This is a genomic window from Vibrio sp. Y10_XG_PY6, from assembly GCF_024181795.1.
Lineage (GTDB): Bacteria > Pseudomonadota > Gammaproteobacteria > Enterobacterales > Vibrionaceae > Vibrio > Vibrio diabolicus.
In genome coordinates this window covers 42,381-65,031 of record NZ_JAMZAQ010000002.1, presented here as the reverse complement: position 1 = coordinate 65,031, position 22,651 = coordinate 42,381, and the positions used below count along the sequence as shown (strand labels likewise).

The 22,651-nt window shown below is 45.8% G+C and carries 23 protein-coding genes; 6 read left to right on the top strand and 17 right to left on the bottom strand.

The genetic code is table 11. The annotated features are described in order from the left end of the window. Nucleotides 1-36: 36 nt before the first annotated feature. Nucleotides 37-1,356 (bottom strand): 23S rRNA (uracil(1939)-C(5))-methyltransferase RlmD, encoded by a 1,320-nt coding sequence (gene rlmD, locus NL644_RS08650; protein ID WP_253658317.1) that lies wholly within the window; start codon nt 1,354-1,356, stop codon nt 37-39. Nucleotides 1,357-1,548: 192 nt separating this feature from the next. Here rlmD and barA point away from each other — a divergent pair, with 192 nt between their 5' ends. Then, complete coding sequence (barA, locus tag NL644_RS08645) at nt 1,549-4,347, top strand: two-component sensor histidine kinase BarA (RefSeq protein WP_253658316.1); 2,799 nt, start codon at nt 1,549-1,551, stop codon at nt 4,345-4,347. Nucleotides 4,348-4,416: 69 nt separating this feature from the next. Here barA and acpS read toward each other — a convergent pair whose 3' ends face one another. From acpS to rpoE, 11 genes are all read right to left on the bottom strand, one after another. Continuing rightward, a complete protein-coding gene (acpS, locus tag NL644_RS08640) occupies nt 4,417-4,797 on the bottom strand; it encodes a holo-ACP synthase (RefSeq protein WP_012841407.1) in 381 nt (126 codons plus the stop codon). A 13-nt stretch (nt 4,798-4,810) separates the two neighbouring features. Continuing rightward, complete coding sequence (gene pdxJ / locus NL644_RS08635; protein WP_006743311.1) at nt 4,811-5,542, bottom strand: pyridoxine 5'-phosphate synthase; 732 nt, start codon at nt 5,540-5,542, stop codon at nt 4,811-4,813. After that, nucleotides 5,539-6,270, bottom strand: a complete 732-nt coding sequence (gene recO, locus NL644_RS08630; protein ID WP_005384578.1) for a DNA repair protein RecO — start codon at nt 6,268-6,270, stop codon at nt 5,539-5,541. The genes pdxJ and recO overlap by 4 nt, the downstream gene beginning before the upstream one ends. A gap of 115 nt (nt 6,271-6,385) precedes the next feature. Then, complete coding sequence (gene era / locus NL644_RS08625; RefSeq protein ID WP_006743309.1) at nt 6,386-7,348, bottom strand: GTPase Era; 963 nt, start codon at nt 7,346-7,348, stop codon at nt 6,386-6,388. After that, nucleotides 7,341-8,018 carry a ribonuclease III gene (gene rnc, locus NL644_RS08620; RefSeq protein WP_005393907.1) on the bottom strand — a complete coding sequence of 226 codons (678 nt, stop codon included), beginning with the start codon at nt 8,016-8,018 and terminating at the stop codon, nt 7,341-7,343. Before rnc ends, era begins: the two co-directional genes overlap by 8 nt. 20 nt (nt 8,019-8,038) lie before the next feature. Further along, complete coding sequence (lepB, locus tag NL644_RS08615) at nt 8,039-8,938, bottom strand: signal peptidase I (protein ID WP_005380933.1); 900 nt, start codon at nt 8,936-8,938, stop codon at nt 8,039-8,041. A gap of 104 nt (nt 8,939-9,042) precedes the next feature. Continuing rightward, nucleotides 9,043-10,836, bottom strand: a complete 1,794-nt coding sequence (gene lepA, locus NL644_RS08610; RefSeq protein WP_005393909.1) for a translation elongation factor 4 — start codon at nt 10,834-10,836, stop codon at nt 9,043-9,045. Nucleotides 10,837-10,994: 158 nt separating this feature from the next. Next, a complete protein-coding gene (locus tag NL644_RS08605) occupies nt 10,995-11,465 on the bottom strand; it encodes a SoxR reducing system RseC family protein (RefSeq protein WP_253658315.1) in 471 nt (156 codons plus the stop codon). Continuing rightward, nucleotides 11,462-12,427, bottom strand: coding sequence for a sigma-E factor regulatory protein RseB (gene rseB, locus NL644_RS08600; protein WP_005393918.1), 966 nt, complete (start codon nt 12,425-12,427; stop codon nt 11,462-11,464). Before rseB ends, NL644_RS08605 begins: the two co-directional genes overlap by 4 nt. Next, on the bottom strand, nt 12,424-13,050 hold the full coding sequence (locus NL644_RS08595) for a sigma-E factor negative regulatory protein (RefSeq protein WP_181869532.1): 627 nt from the start codon (nt 13,048-13,050) through the stop codon (nt 12,424-12,426). Before NL644_RS08595 ends, rseB begins: the two co-directional genes overlap by 4 nt. A 26-nt stretch (nt 13,051-13,076) precedes the next feature. After that, nucleotides 13,077-13,655: an RNA polymerase sigma factor RpoE gene (gene rpoE, locus NL644_RS08590; RefSeq protein WP_005380946.1), complete on the bottom strand. Its 579-nt coding sequence runs from the start codon at nt 13,653-13,655 to the stop codon at nt 13,077-13,079. A 553-nt stretch (nt 13,656-14,208) separates the two neighbouring features. Here rpoE and nadB point away from each other — a divergent pair. Then, nucleotides 14,209-15,822: an L-aspartate oxidase gene (gene nadB / locus NL644_RS08585; RefSeq protein ID WP_031780368.1), complete on the top strand. Its 1,614-nt coding sequence runs from the start codon at nt 14,209-14,211 to the stop codon at nt 15,820-15,822. Between the two features lie 22 nt (nt 15,823-15,844). Here nadB and NL644_RS23100 read toward each other — a convergent pair whose 3' ends face one another. Together NL644_RS23100 and NL644_RS08575 are read right to left on the bottom strand one after the other, a co-directional pair. Beyond that, the gene (locus tag NL644_RS23100; protein WP_338328521.1) at nt 15,845-16,327 is read right to left on the bottom strand and encodes a protein YgfX; all 483 of its coding nucleotides are present in this window, start codon (nt 16,325-16,327) and stop codon (nt 15,845-15,847) included. Next, on the bottom strand, nt 16,275-16,535 hold the full coding sequence (locus tag NL644_RS08575) for a succinate dehydrogenase assembly factor 2 (RefSeq protein WP_005393925.1): 261 nt from the start codon (nt 16,533-16,535) through the stop codon (nt 16,275-16,277). Before NL644_RS08575 ends, NL644_RS23100 begins: the two co-directional genes overlap by 53 nt. A gap of 189 nt (nt 16,536-16,724) precedes the next feature. Between NL644_RS08575 and ygfZ the strand changes: the two genes are divergently transcribed. The 3 genes from ygfZ (at nt 16,725) to NL644_RS08560 (ending at nt 19,005) form a co-directional block, all read left to right on the top strand. Beyond that, nucleotides 16,725-17,693 (top strand): tRNA-modifying protein YgfZ, encoded by a 969-nt coding sequence (ygfZ, locus tag NL644_RS08570; protein WP_114323643.1) that lies wholly within the window; start codon nt 16,725-16,727, stop codon nt 17,691-17,693. Beyond that, nucleotides 17,686-18,159, top strand: a complete 474-nt coding sequence (locus tag NL644_RS08565; RefSeq protein WP_031780369.1) for an aminoacyl-tRNA deacylase — start codon at nt 17,686-17,688, stop codon at nt 18,157-18,159. The genes ygfZ and NL644_RS08565 overlap by 8 nt, the downstream gene beginning before the upstream one ends. Before the next feature lie 639 nt (nt 18,160-18,798). Next, nucleotides 18,799-19,005 (top strand): DUF1107 domain-containing protein, encoded by a 207-nt coding sequence (locus tag NL644_RS08560; RefSeq protein ID WP_005380970.1) that lies wholly within the window; start codon nt 18,799-18,801, stop codon nt 19,003-19,005. A 65-nt stretch (nt 19,006-19,070) separates the two neighbouring features. On the opposite strand, the gene NL644_RS08555 is transcribed toward NL644_RS08560, so the two are convergent. Genes NL644_RS08555 through NL644_RS08545 form a run of 3 tightly spaced genes read right to left on the bottom strand, consistent with a single transcriptional unit; the run spans nt 19,071 to nt 22,091 of the window. Continuing rightward, the gene (locus NL644_RS08555) at nt 19,071-20,279 is read right to left on the bottom strand and encodes an FAD-dependent 2-octaprenylphenol hydroxylase (RefSeq protein ID WP_114323644.1); all 1,209 of its coding nucleotides are present in this window, start codon (nt 20,277-20,279) and stop codon (nt 19,071-19,073) included. A 31-nt stretch (nt 20,280-20,310) separates the two neighbouring features. Next, entirely contained in the window at nt 20,311-21,489 is a 1,179-nt protein-coding gene (gene ubiH / locus NL644_RS08550) for a 2-octaprenyl-6-methoxyphenyl hydroxylase (RefSeq protein ID WP_114323645.1), read from the bottom strand. Nucleotides 21,490-21,512: 23 nt separating this feature from the next. Beyond that, a complete protein-coding gene (locus tag NL644_RS08545; RefSeq protein WP_005393931.1) occupies nt 21,513-22,091 on the bottom strand; it encodes a YecA family protein in 579 nt (192 codons plus the stop codon). A 249-nt stretch (nt 22,092-22,340) separates the two neighbouring features. Between NL644_RS08545 and NL644_RS08540 the strand changes: the two genes are divergently transcribed. Beyond that, entirely contained in the window at nt 22,341-22,649 is a 309-nt protein-coding gene (locus NL644_RS08540; protein WP_005393932.1) for a cell division protein ZapA, read from the top strand. The last annotated feature ends 2 nt before the right edge of the window (nt 22,650-22,651 follow it).

Below are 22,651 nucleotides of genomic sequence, written 5' to 3'. Positions count from 1 at the left end.
ACCACCCACCACAAATAAGGGGCCAAAGTCCTAAAGTTAGGACTTTTCAAACAATGCCATCGATTCTAGATGACTGGTATGAGGGAACATGTCCAGCATACCTAATTTAGTTAATTTATAGCCTTGCTCCATCAAGCTTTGGCTGTCCCTAGCAAGGGTAGCAGGATTACAAGAAACATAAACTACACGCTGTGCGCCAAGCTCAGAAACTTGATCGATGATCCCACTTGCCCCCGCGCGTGCTGGGTCTAACAGCACTTTATCAAACCGTTCTGCCGACCAGACCTGCCCTTCAAAATCTTGCTCAAGGTTAGCGTGATAAAATTGCGCATTATTGATTTGGTTCAAGGATGCATTATTTGTGGCTTTTTCGACCATCTCTGCAACACCTTCAACCCCAACCACGTGCTTAGCTAACTTCGCAATCGGTAAACTGAAGTTGCCTACGCCGCAGAACAAATCTAACACTCGGTCACTCTTTTGCGGGTCTAACCACTCAACCGCTTGCTTGACCATTTTTTGGTTTACGGCTTGGTTCACTTGAATGAAATTATTTGGCGCAAAAGGAATTTTCACGCCAACTTCTTGATAAAAAGGCATATCGCCTTCAACAAGGTTTAGCTGATCTGTTGCTGGCATTAAGTACAGCGATGCATTACGACGTTTTGCCAGCTCCGTTAGAGATTGAGTTTCACTCGCTGTCAGAGCACTCAAGTGACGCAACGTAATACACGGCCCATTATCACCAAGAACCAGCTCTACATGGCCCAATTGCTCCGGCTTTTTAAACGCTTTTAGTGCTGAATAAATCTCTGGAAGCAGAACGTTCAGTTCCGGCGCCAGCACTGGGCAGTCGGTCACTTGCGCGATTTGCTTACTCTGCTTTTTACGGAAACCAAAATGTAGCTGACGTGTTTTTTTATCGACAAATAAGCTCACTCGCGCACGACGACGATAGGCCAGTGAATCCCCTAATAATGGCGCATCAAGCTCGATATCATTGCCTGAAAATTTTCGCATCAGCTGACGCAGTGTTTGCTGTTTGTACGTCAATTGTTGGTCATAATCTAGATGTTGCAAATCACAGCCACCACACTCGTGGTAATGCGGACAAAATGGCTCCACGCGAGTGTCACTCGGCTTGAGAATCTTAATCAGTTTACCGCGAGCAAATTTACTTTTTTCTTCCACTAATTGTGTGACGACTTCTTCTCCCGGCACTGCGCCATCAATAAACAGCGGTTTTTTCTTTAGGTAAGCAATACCTGCGCCGTGGTGATCTAAACGCTCCACTTGCACCGCTTGATGACGAGTATTGAGTTGGGTTTTCTTTTTCGGTTGAAAGATGCGTGCCATGCTCTATGCCTGATTTATGTCTAATTGCTCTTCGGCTTCACTATTCTTGATTGCAGCCGTTGTGTGATTCGAGTGACTTGATTATGCTTACCGTTTATTAGGTGACGTCACTTCTTTGCTCAACGCCTTATCGTGCGCTTGAGAAATAATGCGTTATTTTCCCATATCCAGACTCCGATGTAATTAGATAACATGACCAGATATGGCTTACGAGCACGTGTAATTACACTGACTCTCGCTCCCACTCTCATCATTGGTTTATTACTGAGCGGTTTTTTCTCTTTCAACCGCTACCAAGATCTTGAGAAACAAGTTATCACCACTGGTAACAGCATCATTGAGCCGTTAGCAATTGCCAGTGAAACTCATCTACTATCAGAAAGCCGAGAGGCGGTACGTCGCTTGATAAGCTACGCCCATCGCAAAAACTCTAAACTGGTTCGTAGTATCGCGGTGTTTGATGAACATCATGAGCTCTTCGTGACATCTAACTTTCACCCTAATTTCGAAGCCTTGATGTTCCCTAAAGATAAACCGATCCCGCAACTGGGCAATTCGGAAATCTACGAAAACTCACTGATATTGCGCGTACCTATTTTGTCCGAGGGTCACTATTTAGCTGAGCTGTCGAACGAAAGCCAAGGAACTAAAGCAATTGGTTATATTGCCGTTGAGTTAGATCTCTCCTCTTTAAGGCTGCAACAGTATCAAGAAGTGTTCTCTGCTTTTTTAGTTCTTATACTCGGTCTTGGCTTGGCAAGTGTGTTTGCTTCACGTCTGATGCACGATGTTACCCAGCCTATCACCCACATGAAGAATGTCGTTGACCGCATTCGCCGTGGTCACCTAGACGTGCGTATCGAAGGTAAAATGCACGGTGAGTTAGACCAACTGAAAAACGGTATTAACGCCATGGCGGTATCGCTATCGGAATATCACGTGGAGATGCAGCACAGTATAGACCAAGCCACATCAGACTTGCGTGAAACGCTTGAGCAGCTAGAGATTCAGAACGTTGAGTTAGATATCGCGAAGAAACGCGCGCAAGAAGCGGCCAGGGTTAAATCTGAGTTCTTGGCGAACATGTCGCACGAACTGCGTACTCCGCTCAATGGGGTTATTGGCTTTACTCGTCAAATGCTTAAAACACAGCTTTCTAACAGCCAAACTGATTACCTACAGACGATTGAGAAGTCGGCGAACAATCTACTGAACATCATCAATGACATTCTCGACTTCTCGAAACTTGAGGCGGGTAAGCTGGCGCTGGAAAACATTCCGTTTGATTTCCGAGAAAGTTTAGAAGAAGTGATTAACCTACAAGCCACAAGTGCACATGAGAAAGGGTTAGAAATCACCCTAAAAGTGGACCCTAAAATTCCACCGGGTTTAGTTGGGGACCCACTACGTATCCAGCAAATTTTGACGAACTTAGTCGGTAACTCCATCAAGTTTACCGAGCGAGGCAACATTGATGTTAGCGTTGAAATGCGCTCTCAATCTGGGGACTCCGTCGAACTGCAATTCATGGTGCGTGATACCGGCATTGGTATTTCTGAACGTCAGCAAGCGCAATTATTCCAAGCATTTAGCCAAGCGGATGCCAGCATTTCACGTCGCTACGGCGGCACTGGGTTAGGTTTGGTTATCACGCAGAAATTGGTAAGCCAGATGGGTGGCGAGATCAGCTTAACCAGCCGCCTACACCAAGGTTCAACCTTCTGGTTTACGGTGCGCTTGCACTCAACCGAGATGCCAATGAGCGAACTGATTGAAGTGGAACTTCTAACGGGCAAGCAGTTGCTGTTGATTGAACCAAACATGCAAGCCGCATCCGTTACCCAGCAGATTCTAAGTCAAGAAGGTATCTTAGTGACCTACCGTTCTTCACTACCAAAAAATGAAGAACAATATGACTATGTATTACTGAATTTAGCGGCGAATCAAACGCATGATGCAGACGTCATTACACCTTGGATAGAACAAGCGAAACGCATGGCTCCGAGTGTGATCCTAGGAACACCGAGTACCGAACTGGCGCTTGCCGACCAAATTATGACTGAGCATCACGTCCAATGCCTGACGAAGCCGTTGTCTCGTCGTAAACTGCTACAAAGCCTGATTAGCGAACATGTCGAATCACCACCAACATTGAGTGCTCCAATTACGCCAAGCGAAGGGGAGCGTTTACCTCTGACGGTGTTAGCGGTGGATGATAACCCAGCGAACTTGAAGCTGATTTCCGCTCTGCTCCGCGAACGAGTAGAAACCGTCACCGCCTGTAGCAATGGCCAGCAAGCGGTGAACCTAGCGACAGAGAAAAAGTACGACTTAATCTTCATGGATATCCAAATGCCACAAATGGATGGTGTGACCGCTTGTCAGCACATTAAAGAGTTGGAGTTAAATAAAGACACGCCAGTGATTGCGGTAACTGCGCATGCCATGGCGGGTGAAAGAGATCGCTTGCTCTCGGCAGGAATGGATGACTACTTGACCAAACCTATTGAAGAGCATGTGCTACAACAGGTTTTGGTTCACTGGAACCCAAATGCTTGTATAGAGAGCATTGGCAAAGTCGCCCCTTCATACGTTGATGAGCCTGAAGGGAGCGCGCCACAATCCGTTTCTTCGCCTCAACAGGATGTGATTATTGATTGGCAAGCTGCCTTAAAACAGAGCGCGAATAAAGAGGATCTCGCCAAAGACATGCTGCGCATGTTGATTGAGTTCATCCCTGAAGTAGAAGCAGTCGTTGACCAAGCTCTGGAGCAAGAAGATATCTCCCGTGATGACCTAATTCATGTCATCCATAAGCTGCACGGCAGTAGCTCATATTGCGGAGTGCCTAGGCTGAAATCACTCTGTGCGACGCTTGAGCAAGCACTGCGCTCAGGGATCAGTCTTGAGGAGGTTGAGCCTGAAATGTTCGAGCTGCAAGATGAAATGATTAAAGTCACAACGACTGCAAAATTATACCTTGAACAGTAATCTGCTCGAGAGACAAGAAAGCCAGAGCATCTGCTCTGGCTTTTTAGTATTTTGTTTAAGACTTACAAGCTAGGATTCAAAAATGACCGTCGCCACAGCGTAATGACGCTCATCGGAAATGGACAGGTGAATGTGGTTAACGCCCATCGCATCCGCTATTTGCTTTGCTGTGCCCGTCAATGCGAGCACTGGTTTTCCAAGCGCATCGTTCGAGATGGAAAAATCGTGAAACGTGACCCCTTTTGCGATCCCTGTCCCCAATGCTTTTGAGGCCGCTTCTTTGACCGCAAAGCGCTTAGCAAGATAACGGCCTTGCAGCTTAAGCTGTGAAAATTTAGCCATTTCTTCTTCTGAAAGAATACGCTGAGCAAAAGGCTCACCACTACGAGCTAACGCTTTTTCAATACGCTCAATTTCTGCAATGTCGGTCCCTAACCCTATAATCGCCATCTAGATAGCCCTATTACTGGCGTGCCTCAATCATCAGTGCTTTCATGTCCGCAACCGCTTTATTCAAACCATCAAATACCGCGCGACCAATGATTGAGTGACCAATGTTGAGTTCGTAAATTTCTGGTAATGCAGCAATTGGCGCGACATTGTGATAAGTCAGGCCATGCCCGGCATTAACAATAATACCTAGGTCATGAGCATAACTCGCACCAGCGGCAATCTTCTTCAGTTCAGCTTGTTGTTCGTCTTCTGTCGTCGCATCAGCATAATGACCCGTGTGTAGCTCAATAAACGGAGCACCACACTTTTTCGCAGCTTCAATCTGTTGACGGTCAGCATCAATAAAGAGTGAAACTTTAATGCCTGCATCTGTCAGCTTTTTCGTCGCAGCTTTAATTTTTTCAAGCTGCCCCACAACGTCCAAGCCACCTTCCGTCGTCAGTTCTTCACGTTTTTCAGGCACTAAGCACACAAACTCTGGTTGAGTTTGCAGCGCAATCTCAACCATTTCGTCTGTCACTGCCATCTCTAGATTCATACGCGTTTGAATGGTTTCACGCAGAATACGTACATCACGATCCAAAATATGGCGACGGTCTTCACGTAAGTGAATTGTGATACCATCCGCGCCTGCACGCTCAGCAATTTCTGCAGCGTGAACAGGATCCGGGTATTTTGTACCACGTGCATTGCGTAGAGTGGCAATATGGTCGATATTGACGCCTAAATAAATTGAGCTCATTTTCCGTTACTCCGTGCTCTGGGGGTCTGAATGAAAAATTCACGACTTTTTAAAGGTTTGCCGCCAAGATACGGCTTTAAGGCTATACGTGTAAAGCGTTTTGCCGCTTTTAGCTGCTCTTTAGTGACGAACCGCCGCTCACTGATAGCAATCAGTTCATTCCCTAAAAACGTGAGGTTATCGCGCCTAACCGAAGCTATGAAGCCTTTTTGTTCCCGGTAACGATACGTCATCTCTGGGTCGACGGGCTCGCCAGTACCTGCACAGTGCAAGAAATCTACGCCATACCCCATCGCAGATAGCAATGCTAACTCAAAACGACGCAGTGCTGGCTCAGGGTTCTCGTTGTGTGCCAACTCTGTTAGCGCATGCAAATAATCATGAAATAGCGCTGGCATCGGCACTTCAGCCATCAAGATACGGCCAATCAGTTCATTGACGTACATGGCAGAGTAGAGATTAATGCCCGTTAACGGTAAACCTAGGCTTATCGGCTCAGCTTGACGCAAAGTCTTCATTGAACCTTTTCCCGACCATTTAAGTAACAGCGGAGTAAAAGGTTGCAATGCGCCTTTTAAGTTCGAACGCTTACTGCGCGCGCCTTTGGCCATTAAAGTCATTCGGCCATATTCCTCACTAAATACATCAAGGATTAAGCTCGATTCACTGTAAGGGCGGCGATGTAAAACAAAACAGCGCTGTAAACCTTCGGAAGACAGATTACTCATCTAAGTCATTGTGCCTAAAAAGTGTGAAATAAAAAATAAGGAGCCGAGCGGCTCCTTATTTTAATCGATACTAATTTTTCATCGATGTTGGAGCGAAGCATCTTCGCAGCCAAGATTATAAGTCGTCGATATAACCCAACGAGCGCAGTGCTCGTTCGTCGTCTGCCCAGCCAGATTTCACTTTTACCCAGGTTTCTAGGTAAACCTTACGACCGAACAACTCTTCCATATCTAAACGCGCTTCACGACCAATGGTCTTGATCTTCTCGCCACCTTTACCAATCACCATTTTCTTCTGGCCATTACGCTCAACAAGAATCAAGGCATTGATATGGAAACCGTCGGTTTCTGGGTTGTAATCAAAACGTTCAATCTCGACCGTTACCGAGTATGGCAATTCTTCACCCGTGAAACGCATTAACTTTTCACGCACAATTTCAGATGCCATAAAACGCTGGGAGCGATCAGTCACGTATTCTTCTGGGAAGTGGTGCGTTGCTTTAGGTAAGTGATTACGCACATGCTTACGCAGTACATCAATGTTCTTCCCTTGCTTCGCAGAGATTGGCACAACGTCAACGAAGTCCATCTTCTTAGACATCTCAGCCATGTGTAGCATCACTTCGTTACGATCTTGCACGTTGTCGACTTTATTGACACAAAGCACAACTGGGAAGTTCGATTTTTGAAGCTTAGTTAGCACCATCTCATCGTCTTTAGTCCAATGCGTACCATCGACTAAGAAGAACACTAGGTTTACATCACTTAGAGATGAGTTAGCCGCACGGTTCATCAAGCGGTTAATCGCACGCTTTTCTTCGATGTGAAGTCCTGGCGTGTCAACGTAAATCGCTTGGTAATCGCCGTCCGTGTCCACGCCCATAATGCGGTGGCGTGTTGTTTGTGGCTTACGTGAGGTGATCGAAATCTTCTGACCCAAGATTTTGTTCAGAAGTGTCGACTTACCTACGTTTGGGCGACCAACAATAGCAATGAAGCCACAGTGCTGGTTTTCTGGCGAGCTTGGCTCACCTTGTGATGCGAAAAACGCATCGATATCGAATTCGTTATCAGCCATTTGTTAATTGCTCAAGTGCTGTTTCAGCAGCCGCTTGTTCTGCCTTGCGGCGGCTGGTGCCTTTCCCGATTACAGGCTTGTCCACACCTGCTACTTCACACTCAACCGTAAACTCTTGGTTGTGCGCTTCACCTTTAATATTAGTCACTGTGTACACAGGCAGCGGTTTTCTTCTGCCTTGTAGGAACTCTTGTAGGCGAGTTTTCGGATCTTTTTGTGAGACGCCAGGTTTAATGGCTTCAAGGCGTGAGTTGTACCAACTCAATACAATGCCTCGCACGACTTCAAGATCGCTGTCTAGGTAAATTGCGCCAATAATGGCTTCAACCGCATCGGCTAAAATAGAGTCTCGGCGGAAACCGCCACTCTTCAATTCACCTGGACCTAATTTTAAATAATCTCCTAGATCGAATTCACGACCCAGTTCCGCCAATGTATGTCCGCGAACCAAAGTAGCACGCATACGGCTCATGTCACCCTCGTTCACTTTCGGGAAACGATGGTACAGATCATCAGCGATGACAAAACTTAAAATTGAATCGCCCAGAAACTCAAGACGTTCATTATGCTTACTGTTGGCGCTGCGGTGAGTCAGCGCCAAGTTGATAAGCCCGGCATCTTGAAACTGGTAGCCGAGCTTTCTCTCTAGTTTATCAATTGGAGAATTCATACTCTCTCGATATAAAATGGTTAGTGAATACCACCGATGCGGTTAAAACGCACACCAGTTGGAATCCATGAAGGTAGAACGCTATCTGCGCCACGATCAAACTCGAAGCTGATCCAAATGGCGACAGCTTTGCCGACTAAGTTTGCTTCAGGAACGAAGCCCCAGTAACGGCTGTCAGCACTGTTGTCACGGTTATCACCCATCACAAAGTACTGACCTTGTGGTACAACCCACTCTGTCGTGCCGCTACGTGGGAAGTATTGCTCCACACGGTTACGAACAAGAGGGTTAACCAAAATATTGTGCTCCACGTTACCCAATTTTTCATCCAGTTGGATCATTGGAATACCGTTCGAGCTAAACTGACTTTCTTCAACATTGCTCAGTTTAACTGGTTTACACGCCGATTCACCTTGGCTTTGCACGCAAAGCTGCTTATCACTTGAATAACGCACGATATCACCAGGCAAACCAACAACACGCTTAATGTAATCCACACTTGGTTGTGGCGGGTATTTGAATACCACGATATCACCACGCTCAGGTTTACCTGTTTCAACTAACTGCGTGCGCCATACCGGATCTTTCAAGCCATAGGCGTATTTTTCTACCAAGATAAAGTCACCCACCAACAAAGTCGGCATCATTGAGCCTGATGGGATTTGAAATGGTTCGTAGATAAAAGAACGCAATACTAAAACGAACGCAATCACAGGAAAAATTGAGACGCTATTTTCAACCCACCAAGGCTGACGCTCAACTTTTTGCAAGGTCACTGCATCCAAACCATTAGACGTCTGAGCTTGAATCTCAGCCAGTTTTTCCTGACGCTTTTTCGCGAAAACCAGCTTTTCCAGTAGCCAAACCACGCCAGTTACCAAAGTCGCAATAACCAGCATCAGTGAGAATGTATTCGCCATTAAATTCCCTTATCTAAAAATACGAAAGTGAAAGAGCCGAAACCCTTTCACTTATTTTAATATCTAACGTCTTAAGACCGACAAGTGTGAGACAAAGTTCAACTTTAGTCTTTACCTACGTGAAGGATAGCTAGGAACGCTTCTTGAGGCAGCTCAACGTTACCGATCTGCTTCATGCGCTTCTTACCTTCTTTCTGTTTCTTCAGAAGTTTCTTCTTACGACTTACGTCACCGCCGTAACATTTCGCGATTACGTTCTTACGTAGCTGTTTTACAGTTGAGCGTGCGATAATGTGGTTACCAATCGCTGCTTGGATTGCGATATCAAACATTTGGCGAGGGATAAATTCTTTCATCTTCTCTACCAGCTGACGACCGCGAGTTTGAGACTGGTCTTTGTGTGTGATCATCGCCAGTGCATCAACGGTGTCACCGTTCAGAAGAACGTCTACACGCACCATGTTCGACGCTTCAAAGCGCTGGAAGTTGTAATCCAAAGACGCATAACCACGAGAGGTCGATTTCAGACGGTCGAAGAAATCCAGTACCACTTCGGCCATTGGAATATCGTAAGTCACGGCGACTTGGTTACCGTGGTAAACCATATCGACCTGAGTACCACGCTTTTCAACACACAGCGTGATGACGTTACCTAGATACTCTGAAGGTACCAGGATATTACAACGAGCGATCGGTTCACGAATTTCTTCAATATCATTGATCGCTGGTAGTTTGGCAGGACTATCAACGTACAGCAGTTCACCATCCGTTTTTTCAACTTCGTAAACTACGGTTGGTGCCGTGGTGATGAGATCTAAGTCGTATTCACGCTCTAGACGCTCTTGGATGATTTCCATGTGCAGCATGCCAAGGAAACCACAACGGAAACCAAAGCCAAGTGCCGCGGAGTTTTCTGGCTCGTAGAATAGCGATGCGTCGTTTAGGCTTAATTTGCCCAGCGCATCACGGAAGTTCTCGTAATCGTCAGAAGATACCGGGAACAGACCTGCGTAAACCTGAGGTTTTACTTTCTTAAAACCTGGTAGCGGTTTTTCACAGCCATTCTTAGCCATAGTCAGCGTATCACCAACTGGTGCACCAAGGATGTCTTTAATACCACAAACCACCCAACCTACTTCACCAGTACGAAGGATGTCGGTATCTACTTGTTTTGGTGTAAAAATACCAAGACGGTCTACACCCCAAACTTGACCCGTGCTCATCACTTTGATCTTGTCGTTCTTCTTCAGTTCGCCGTTTTTAATACGTACTAGAGAAACAACGCCAAGGTAGTTATCAAACCATGAGTCAATGATCAGCGCTTGTAGTGGCGCATCTGGATCACCTTCCGGTGCTGGAATCGCTGACACAATGTTCTCTAGAACGTCATCAACACCGATGCCTGTCTTCGCAGAACAGCGGGTTGCTTCCATTGCATCGATACCAACGATTTCTTCAATTTCTTCTGCCACGCGCTCAGGATCGGCTGCTGGTAGGTCAATCTTGTTCAAGATTGGCACAACCTCTAGATCCATTTCGATCGCGGTGTAACAGTTAGCCAGTGTTTGAGCCTCAACACCTTGACCCGCATCTACAACCAATAACGCACCTTCACAAGCCGCTAGAGAACGTGATACTTCATATGCAAAGTCAACGTGCCCCGGAGTATCGATGAAGTTCAGCTGATACGTTTCACCGTCTTTAGCGGTGTAGTTTAGCGTCACACTCTGAGATTTAATGGTGATACCACGCTCACGTTCAAGATCCATAGAATCCAGAACCTGTGCGGCCATTTCACGATCGGTTAACCCGCCACAAACTTGGATTAGACGGTCTGATAGGGTCGACTTACCATGGTCGATGTGGGCGATAATCGAAAAGTTACGAATGTGCTTCATAGATTTAGGGTGACTAACTCTTTACAAATAGGGACAGTAAGAAACGCCATCTACTGACGGCATTTCAATCAAGTTGGCAGATTCTACCGAATTTCGTTAACGGGCGCACGTAATTTAAAGTACATACCCAAATAACCTTTAGTGGAGGGGGACAACACTTACTGGATTGGCTCTCCAAGTACCCGAACGAGGGTAACTTGGCGCTTGGATTCATCCTCTAACGGACGAGAAACACGTTTTGCGATCCACATTCCACCAGCTGCAAATAGTACTGATGCCAATATGATGATACCTTCCCCGCCCGCGGTCAGCGGCGCTAATAGGAAGTGACCAAACATCGCACCGATAATCAAACCAAACAACGGCAGTAAATAAACCGCCATTGCTGATTTTATCAGGCTCGACTCAGGAAAGCCTATCTCGACGACTTGACCTATCTTCACTGATTTATCCGTGCGCAGGTGCCAAGATAAACTCTTGTTACCAATGGCTTTAGTCACAACGCCCGTTCCACAGCTTTTCTGTGAAGAGCAACTACTGCAACTGGTCTGCTGTTCGCAGCTTAAACCAATTTCGTATTGTTTACCGCGACGATGTACGTCTGTCACAGTAGCCAACGCGGTCATCATTGTTGTTTACTCTTTGTTACATTAAATGTGACAGATTGGGCGATACGTTGTGCTGTGGTCGGCGGAATGTCTCCTACAACGGAGATTTCATGTTGACCGCTCACAAAACTGTGTAGCGTTCTTCTGCCTTGGCGAACCAACTGCCCTTTTAACGAATGCTCATCTTTGTTTGCTACGTAAACAGAGAAGCTAAACAGACCATCAGAATACAGCTGGCTCTCCACCATTTGATTAGTAACGGCCATACGATAGCGGTTGAGCTCGTTCGGTTCGAAACCTTCAGGGATCCAACCTACCTGCCAATTGCTGGTTCCAATATCGCCTTTTGGCATGGTGAGAACAGCTGGTAATTGAACATCTTGTAGGCCACTCATTAACTCTGCGATTTTTGGATTCACCGTGTAAGAAATAGTGCGATATTGTTCAAGCATCTCACCATCACGGTCCACAAGGTCGGCACGTAACGGCAATTTACTCTTTTCATCAATCCATAGTACGTATGAATAGCGCAGACCGTCTTTAGGGACGACACGCAGCACTTGTGTTGCTACACCTGCTTCACGAGCTCTACCCACTTTTACATAGTCGTAATACAAGTTTAGCTCATCGATATTGGTGTTGAGCATAGGCATGGTCGGAGCGACCATTTTACCTGACTCGATGGTGAATGGTTCTAAACCCGTTTCGATATAGCTTACTTCTGTGCCACGACGAATCACTTCGCGCACAGGGCCACTTAAATAAACAAGATGAGCATATTGATCGTCACCATGCGTCGCATGACGATACAGCAACGGCTCAATGCTGTTCTTTTTGATAAGGATATAAGAGAGTTCGTAACTTAAATTCTTACTCGCCTCGCTCATTTGATGCAATAAAGCCTCCGCTGGCTTATCACCAGCAAAGGCTTGAGAAGACATCATACTGAACAGAGCGCAAGCGCTGATCAGAAATTTTTTCATTCAATATCCGGATTCAGATTTGCATCTTGTTGAGATGCATCACTGTTAATTCGTAACTGCAATTCGTAGTCTCGCAGCATAGCATGAACACGCTTACGTTGCTCTTGCATATTTGCTTCACCTACAGAACGCTCAACAGACTCACGAGTTAAACTCACAGGCTCTGCGCTGCCAGCAAACGGAACTGTCTGCAACACAGGCAATTGGTCTGTTTGCGGCGACATTGAATCGCTACCACCGTACTGCTGTACACCTAAAATAACAACAAGCGATACACATGCAGCAACAACAACTTGACCAAACTGTGTCAACCAACCTGGCAACTGACGTTTTGCTTTTTGCGGTTCTGGTTGCGACTCTTTTGGCGTATCAGCAATTGAGATAACATTTGCACTGTGCGCATCAAACGCACGGTGCGCAGGTTCATCTTCTAACGCTAACGCCACGCTTTCAGCAATATTCCACTCAGGTTTTGCTGGCGCTTCGCCTCGCATCACATCACCAATCAGGTGGTAGTTCTGCCAAGCATCACGGCTCTCTTGGTCTTGCTCTAACTCTTGAATTAAAGCCTTATCGACCAATTCTCCATCCATGAGAGCTGAAAGTTTTTCTTTGTCAGCCATTATTTTCACCATAGTTATTACTTGTACTAGCGTTGCAAAAGAGGTCTGATTTTCTTTTCCACCGCCTCACGAGCACGGAAGATACGCGATCGTACCGTTCCTACCGGGCAATCCATCACTTCTGCAATTTCTTCATAACTCAAGCCATCGAGCTCTCGTAATGTCATTGCGGTTTTTAAATCTTCAGGTAAAGCTTCGATTGCACTGAACACCACCCGTTGCAATTCTTTGGACAACGTTAAGTTCTCAGGGTTCGATATTTCTTTAAGTGCACTACCTGTTTCGTAAAATTCAGCATCTTCAGCATCGACATCTGTCGCTGGAGGTCTACGCCCTTGAGCAACAATGTGATTTTTCGCAGTATTCACTGCAATGCGATACAGCCACGTATAAAACGCACTTTCCCCACGAAAGCTGGGAATAGCTCGGTAAGCTTTAATAAACGCTTCTTGTGCTACATCTGGTACATCGCCAGGATTACTAACGTATCTGGAAATAAGATTACATACCTTGTTCTGGTACTTCGTTACCAGCAGGTTGAATGCTTGCTTATCGCCATTCTGAACTCGCTCAATCAATACTTGATCGGTCAGCTGCTCGTTCATTCGAGCGGATACTCCTATTTGTTATGCCCCTACTCTTCTCAGATATGGGTACTAATTATGCAAAACGTAGTATTGACACCACTGCTTACTTGAGCACTATTGTGACCCTAACGTGAATGAGAAAGTTCCATGGTTTCTCAAGTTTTTTGTCATTGTTTTTTCACAGTGTGATGTCTATACCCAAATAACCACCGTTGCCTGACTTTAGTCTAAGTTTGACAAGCGAGCATCTTGAGGGGAAATGGGTATAATGAATGATCTCTGTCCCAGATTGTGCTGGGTCGAGCATGGAAAAGCAATGGCATTGACAAACTATTACTTTTCATTTGCATGGCTAATGGCTATCTGAACACCGCGTTACAAATATAACTTAGGAAGCATGCTCATGCTCTGCATGAAAAAGAAGAGTGGCTCAGTCACCGCAGTAACACGGATGTCGATAGGTCTCCCAACTTAGCCCTTAGCGACAGGTGTCGCGATAATGGAATGCACATGGTGTGCAAATAATACACAAGGTGACTTTGTTACCTTAGCTTGGGATTATAAAAGTTATATGAACACAAATCGTGAACATGAGTGTGATGTGTTAGTGGTAGGGAGTGGCGCGGCTGGTTTGTCGTTGGCTTTGCGCGTTGCTAACCACTGTAAAGTGATGGTGCTGAGTAAAGGGCCACGCAGCGAAGGGGCGACCTATTATGCCCAGGGTGGTATTGCTGCTGTATTTGATGAGTCAGACACCATTGATTCACACGTTGAAGACACGCAAATCGCCGGCGATGGTATTTGCGATGAGGACACCGTGAGGTTCATTGCTGAACATTCAAAAGAGTGCGTACAGTGGTTGATCGACGGTGGTGTCCCATTTGATCGTGAAGAGGATGACTCTGACGATGAGCCTCGTTACCACTTAACTCGTGAAGGTGGCCATAGCCGTCGTCGTATTCTTCACGCGGCAGATGCGACAGGTATGGCGATGCAAACCTCTCTGCAAGATAACGCTCACAACCATCCAAACATTCATGTTCTCGAACGTCACAATGCGCTGGACTTAATCACCGAAGATAAAATTGGCGGTGATAAAAACAAAGTTATCGGTGCTTATATTTGGAACCGCAACGAAGAGCATGTCGAAACCGTGCGGGCCAAATTTGTGGTTCTCGCTACAGGTGGCGCTTCAAAAGTTTATCAATACACCTCTAACCCAGATGTTTCGTCTGGTGATGGTATTGCCATTGCTTGGCGTGCAGGGTGTCGTGTGGCAAATATGGAGTTTAACCAGTTCCACCCGACGTGTTTATATCACCCAGAAGCACGTAACTTCTTGTTGACCGAAGCGTTACGTGGTGAAGGTGCTTACCTGCGTCGTCCCGATGGTTCTCGCTTTATGCCAGATTTCGATGAGCGTAAAGAGCTTGCTCCGCGTGACGTCGTGGCTCGTGCTATCGACTTCGAAATGAAGCGTTTGGGTGCCGACTGTATGTACCTCGACATCAGTCACAAACCTGCGGACTTTATTACTAAGCACTTCCCAACCATTTACTCACGTTTAATGGACTTGGGCATTGATATGACCAAAGAGCCAATCCCAATCGTACCTGCTGCGCACTACACTTGTGGCGGTGTCATGGTGGATAGAAATGGCTGCACCGATCTTAAAAACTTGTATGCAATTGGCGAAGTCAGCTATACAGGGCTGCATGGTGCTAACCGCATGGCATCAAATTCACTTCTCGAATGCGTGGTTTATGCTTGGTCTGCGGCAAAAGATATTCTAAAACATCACACTAACGTTGAGCTACCCTCACAGGTGCCATGTTGGGATGAAAGCAAAGTAACCAATAGTGATGAAGAAGTGATCATTCAGCACAACTGGCACGAGCTTCGTCTGTTTATGTGGGACTACATGGGCATTGTACGAACTGACAAGCGTTTAGAACGCGCCTTGCGCCGTATCCAACTGTTGCAACAAGAAACGCATGAGTACTACAGCAATTTCCGTGTCTCGAACAACTTATTAGAACTGCGTAACCTTTTACAAGTAGCAGAGTTGATGGTTCGTTGTGCGATGCAGCGTAAAGAGAGTCGAGGTTTGCACTACACGCTTGATTATCCGAACCAACTGGAAAACAGCGGACCAACGATTTTGGTTCCAGCTAAACAGCTTTAACTCTACCAAGTAAACTATTACATCAGCAGGGAGCATTAGCTCCCTGTTTCATTTCCCATTGGCGTAATACCAAAGATAGTTGACGATACTGCTCATCGTCACAGCTATCACGCCAAATCGTAACACTACGGCCAGATTGCAATTGGAATGTTATCTTGAATGGTGATGCCGATGTATCGACTCGCTGTAAATGACCCTTTTCGGACTCAATATCTTCCGAGTATTCGCCATACTCAAAGGCCTCAAACCTAACCGAGCCATCGCAATGCACATACCAATAACCCTGACTTGTCGGTTTAACAAAGCCTTGGCTCAATAGTGCCTTAACAATCATTAATAACAAATAAATCGATAATACGAGAGGGATGCTAGAGAGGGTAACGGCCCAAGTCATCAGTAAGAAAAGTATTACATTGAGAACTCGGGCAGTCAGAGAGGGAGAAGCGGTAAAATTAACGAACTTTGCTGAGGTTATGGGCGACAATTTTATCAACCATTGCAGCATGACCTAAGTTTTCGCTGCGGCCATGCCCCATTATCCAAGTAAACAGATCAGGATCATCGCATTCAAGTAAAGAAACAAAGTCACGCTGCTCTTGTTCACTCAGAGTATCAAAGCACTCTTCAAAAAACGGCATAATTACTACGTCAAGCTCAAGCATGCCTCGACGACAAGCCCATTTAATACGCGCTTTTTCTTCCGGAGTGTACATTCACTATTCCTTCATAGATGTCTTGTTGTTAGTGCGGAGTGTAACAAGGGATGTGCAACGTCACTAGTGTGCGGGTCACAATACGATAGTGAAAGCAGACAAATGTTGATTCGTAAATCGCTCCCCTAGTATCTCAAGGTTATTTGGGTATAACATAGCGGAAAAATATCTTCAAAAGGCATTGTAATTATGGAATGGCAAACTCGTTTTTCAGCACTACCTCTCTCAACTCAAGACGCACTTCCAGAGTTATCTATCTCGCTGCTGGACAATTTCGGCATGATCACCATGGTCGGTGACGATAAAAAATCATACTTACAAGGTCAGGTTACCTGCGATGTCGTTTCTTTAGAACAAGACCAATCAACGTTAGGCGCACATTGTGATGCGAAAGGTAAAGTGTGGAGTGTGTTCCGCCTTTTCCATCACCACGATGGCTACGGCATGGTCCAACCAAAATCGGCGATTGACGTAGAACTTAGCGAAATAAAAAAATACGCCATTTTCTCTAAAGTAACGATTGAAGCTTCTGATGAAGTTATCTTAGGTGTTGCCGGCGTAAAAGCCGACGAGCTTATTTCTTCAATGAGCAAAACGACTGGCAGCGTTCGCCCTGTTGAAGGCGGCACCGCGGTACAAGTTTCACAAAGCCGCTGGCTACTGATATTAAGTGCGTCAGCTGCGCAACAAGTCGTTGAAAATACAGATGCTGCCCTTACGACAAATGAGCTTTGGAATCGTTTCGACATTGAAGCTGGTTTACCATTTGTCTCTGCATCCGCGCAGAATGCTCACATTCCACAAGCACTCAACGTGCAAGCTTTAGGAGGCATTAGCTTCACAAAGGGCTGCTACACAGGACAAGAAACGGTAGCACGAGCTAAGTATCGCGGTACAAATAAACGTGCGATGTACATCGTAAAAGGGGCAACTTCTGCTCCATTTAGTGACGAGCCAATTGAGCTCGAACGCAGCGTGGGTGAAAACTGGCGTTCAGTGGGTGCTTTATTAAACCACTACCAGTTCAGCGACAATCAAGCGATTGGCCTGATCGTACTGCCCAATAATCTCGATGAAGACACTCGTCTTCGTTTGGTTGCTCAACCAGAATGTGAATGGACAATCGAATCACTGCCTTACAGCCTTGATGATGAGTAATACAATCAATACTCCTTTGATGCAATTTCTCACAGACCAACACATTCCGTTTCGTCTGTTACCGCATCAAAGACCAGCAACCACTATTGAGGATGCCGCGCAACAACGCGGCATTCGCCCTTCTCAAATGGTAAAAGCGATCTTGCTACGAGACATGGGTAATCAATATGCTCTCGCCTGTGCGCCTGGTGATCGTAGTGTCGATCCCAAAAAAGTGCGCTCGTTACTGCAATGCCGCCGGATGACTTGCGTTGATCAAGCCGACGTTGAGGCCATCACGGGTTACAAAATTGGTACTGTCACTCCACTATTACTCAAACGACACATGCCGATCGTGTTCGATCCTAGCTTACTAGAAGAACAGGAAGTCACGATCAGCAGTGGCGATCGCATGGCTGGACTGGCGCTTTCTATCCAAGATCTTATTCAATTGTGTCAGCCGACCGTAGCTGAGATATGTCGTTAGTCGTCTAAAAATAATGTAATAGCACGTAGTGTTTCTATCATCACGTGATCTCGCTCATATCTATAAAAATAGACGAGAGAATTTTTAATCACATATAAAACATAAATAGTCACAAAGATAAAACTCGTATATGCTGAATTTGTTGGTTAAGTTTCAAACAAGCACTTAACCAACATAAAGTGAATCAGCTGACTGAATGACAGTATTCATGCCGTCAGCTGTCCACTTTTGTGTAATGCATCTGTGACTATTCGCCCGCTGAAGCGGGCTTTTTTTTGTGCGGAACTTTTTTCTCTTCCTCTTTCTCTAACCGTTAGGACGTAAAGCTTGTTCTGTCGGATACCACCTTAATAGAAACAATTAGCAAACAATCATTTTCGTTCTATTCTTAATTCTGTAACAAAACTATTGCTTAATGCGTCACGTAAAAAGGAGTGTATTGTCGTAAGGGTTCCTTGAACGGTGATTTTTTGGGGTAATCCTCACGCTATTTAAGAGATGACACTGTCAAATTGTCTAAGACAACACAAATCTCTGACGCAACACCCTACATCTGTATTTAATACTATGGCTGTCACAATAATTTTCGCGTCCAAAACGTAGAATACCTAGGCTAGGTTAGATAAAAGGAAAGTAAATATGAGACTGTTTAAGCGCTATACACCAAGTATGATTGCTAAACATATAAGTCGTCTTTTTAAAGGAAGAATTTATATTTACGGGGTCGGTAGATTCGAGTTTGATAACGGCAAGTTAATACTGCCGGAGAAAGCAGAGCAACGCCATTTCCGAGCGGTCAAAGAGATCAACCAAGAAATAATGAAACTCCGATGCGCATATGCTTAGCAAAACGTTGATAAAACAAAGGCTGGATTAACCAGCCTTTTGTGTATTTGAAGTTCGCTTTACACCTACTGACGTGCCAGATCCGGCAGATGACCTTTTAGACCAAGCGCACGCTTCATGATCTCATCTTTCGCTCCCGGCAATTGACCCGCTAAACTCAAACCAATGCCACGAACCAGCTTCTTAGCAGGATTCTCTCCAGAGAACAGGTCTCGGAACCCTTGCATTGCAGCGATCATCTTTGCTGCTTCCGCTTTGCGCCAACGCTCATAACCTCTTAGATTGCGTTTGCTGCCAATATCTTGGCCTTGCTTCCATAGTGCTAACACCTCTTGAGCGAGGCTGGCTGCATCTAATAAACCTAAATTCACACCCTGTCCCGCTAGTGGGTGAATGGTATGAGCTGCATCGCCAACCAGCGCGACTCGCTCCACAACAAAATCTCGCGCATAACGCATTTTCAGAGGAAACGCGGCACGTTCTCCCACGACTTCACATAGACCAAGTCGTGTATCAAATTCGCTCGTCAACGCTTTGTTGAAATCATGCTCACTCATTGCCAATAGCTGCTCTGCACGATTTGGCTCAGTGGACCAAACAATAGAGCACATATCTGGTTGCGACATTGGCAAAAACGCCAATGGCCCTTGAGGAGTAAAAATCTGTCGAGCAATGCTATTGTGCGGAGCAGCGGTTTTAACATTCGCGACCAGAGCATGATGTCCATAATCCCAATGCGTTAACGGAATATCCATTTGATGACGAAGCCACGAGTTTGCCCCATCGGCTCCGACCACTAACTTAGCCGTCATGGCTTGACCATTGTCGAGCGTCAACCAACTTTCTTGTTCGCCCACCGCTAAGGTCGCGCAACGTGCAGGCATAAACATAGTGACGTTATCGAGCTTTTGGACTTGTTCGAGCAGTGCGAGTTGAATCACTCGATTCTCAACAATATGCCCTAAATCAGGTTGTGCCATGCTTTGTGCATTGAACTCAATACTAGCGAAGCTATCTTGCTCCCACACTTCCATACCGTAGTATGGTGAAGCTCGGCGTTGCTCTATCCCCTGCCAAGCGCCAAGCTTACGCAAGATAGTCTCACTAGAACGGCTCAACGCAGACACACGCACATCAGGTAACTCTTTCAACGACTCATCTGGCACCTTGCCTTCTATTACGGCGACACGCATATCGCTGTCCTTGAACGCGGCAGCAAGTGCCAACCCAACCATCCCTCCGCCGATGATGGCGATATCTACACTTTGCATCATTGCTTTTTATTACCTAATTCAGTGCGGCCGTTCATCGTTTTACCAAACCAAGCGTATGGCGCAGTAGCGGCTGCTTAAAAATAGAAAGGTTATCCATCGCTGCTAAGGCTGTATTTCGCCCAATTCGCATCGCGGGTAAATCATTTGAAAAAATATGCACTAAGGCACTGGTTAGCCAGATCGTTTCGCTTCGATCTGCCTCTCTACGCTGACTAAAGCGCATCAAGCCTTGATAAAGACCAACATCACCGCTTTGCTGCACGATTTCTTCTGCTAGCGAGACAACGTCGCGAATACCAAGATTAAAACCTTGTCCAGCTATCGGATGCAGCGTTTGCGCCGCATTCCCAACAATCGCAAAACGATGAGAGATATTTTGCTTTCGATGGCGAAGAAGCAATGGGTAACTCGCACGTCGTCCCACTTTTTTCATCGCGCCCAAACGCCAGCCAAAATCTTGTTGTAAACGTTGGAGAAATGCTTGGTCAGATAACTCAAGAACTGCTTGGGCTTCCTCAGGGTGCAGACACCAAACTAAGGACATTCTATTGTCACTCATTGGCAATAAAGCAACAGGGCCATTTTCAGTAAAACGTTCAAAGGCTCTACCTTGATGAGGTTCTTGAGTCACAATATTGGCAATGACAGCCACTTGTTCAAAATCTTGCTCAGAAAGCTCTAAACCAATTTTCTGACAGCAGGTTGAAACAGCACCATCGGCTGCCACCAACAGTTTTGCTTCAAGCTTCCCACCGCTTTTCAACGTAATATGGGTACAGTGTTGCTCGCGCTCGATATCGGTAACAGAGTCAGGGCAAAACAGCGTAATGGATGCGCTGCTATCTAATAATTCTTGATATACGCGACCAACATCGGCTAATTCGACAACATACCCTAGTGCTTCAACGCCAATCTCTTGCTTGGTAATTTCCGTCATCCCAGCATGAGAGCGGTCAGAAACGTGGATATGTTCAATGGGTGTGACAAACGGCTCTATCGAGGTCCAGAGCTGTAGTTGACGCAACAGATTGACAGTACCGTAAGACAATGCGATTGAGCGAGAGTCAAAACCAGGGTGCATATCTGACTGCGCTTTAAAAGGCTCAACGACGGCAATGCGGAGCTTTCCCTGAGACAAATGGTCAATCGCTAATGCCAACGTTGCCCCTGCCATGGCACCACCAGCAATGACTACATCATATTGCTTCATGCTAACCTCTGGACCATCTACGATTAATGAATAGTAGGCTTTTTATCGCTACTTTCAGGGCGAACACCAAACTCAGCATGAATCGTTAGTACGCAAGCTTTGATGTGTTCAATCACTTGTTCTAGCAATTGCGCTTGTTCACCGAGGTCGTCATCTTCATCAATGCCTAATTTGGCAATCTCTTCTAGGTCAGCCAATGCTTCTTTAGCGTCATCTGACGCTTTATTTAGCGCAACACCTGCTAGACCTAACCCAGAAATAAAATGGTTTACGAAATCGGACACGCTGTCAGCCAACGTGAATAAGCCTTCTTCTCCCGGCTCATCTGGCAATAATAAAGACAGCTCCATCGACGTGCCCGTGAGTTCATTGACAGTAACGGTGAATACGCTTTGAGCAAACGCTAGCGCGGTAGAAGGCCACCCCATCCCATCATTGGTGTAGTCAAACAGAATAGGCTGCCAAGTTTGATCATTAATCGCCAATCCACCACTTAACATGCCGACAAATAAGCCATGTAATTCCGCAGGTGTTACTGCTAGGCTTGCAGATTGCAGTTCAGCAGCAATAGATTGGTATTCAGGAAGGGTGATTTCACTCATAACTTGGCTCATTCTTGCATAATAATGTATTGGTATATCCTACCATCAAGGTTAGTGGTCTGAAACGGCTATCAAATTCAATTTTGAACAGCATTTGCTCAATTTGCCCAATTCCTGTGTGATCTCGTCATCATTTCTCTTTCTGTGATGGGAAATGCTTGAATCTTAATAGCGGTTTTCCTATAGTTTGCTCCTCGGTAGTTGTATGAAGCAACACCTTAGATAGCGCGAATATAGAGTTTATTCATCATGAGCAATCAAGCGATCGACGTTGAAATATTAGGCAAAGTTACACGAGTGAATTGTCCGACAGGACAAGAAGAGTCTCTTGTTGCAGCGGCAAAAGATCTGGATCGCCGATTGAAAGAAATGAGCGAACGTACTAAGGTAACCAATGAAATCCAACTGCTGACCTTCGCTGCATTGAATATTTGTTATGAGTTGCACACCAAGTCATACGAATCAAACGGTCAACAGCAAGAAATTACTGAGCGAATGGAAAAGCTCACTGCGTCTCTTGAGAACGCACTAAGCAAAGTTACGCAAGGACAGCAGTAAAT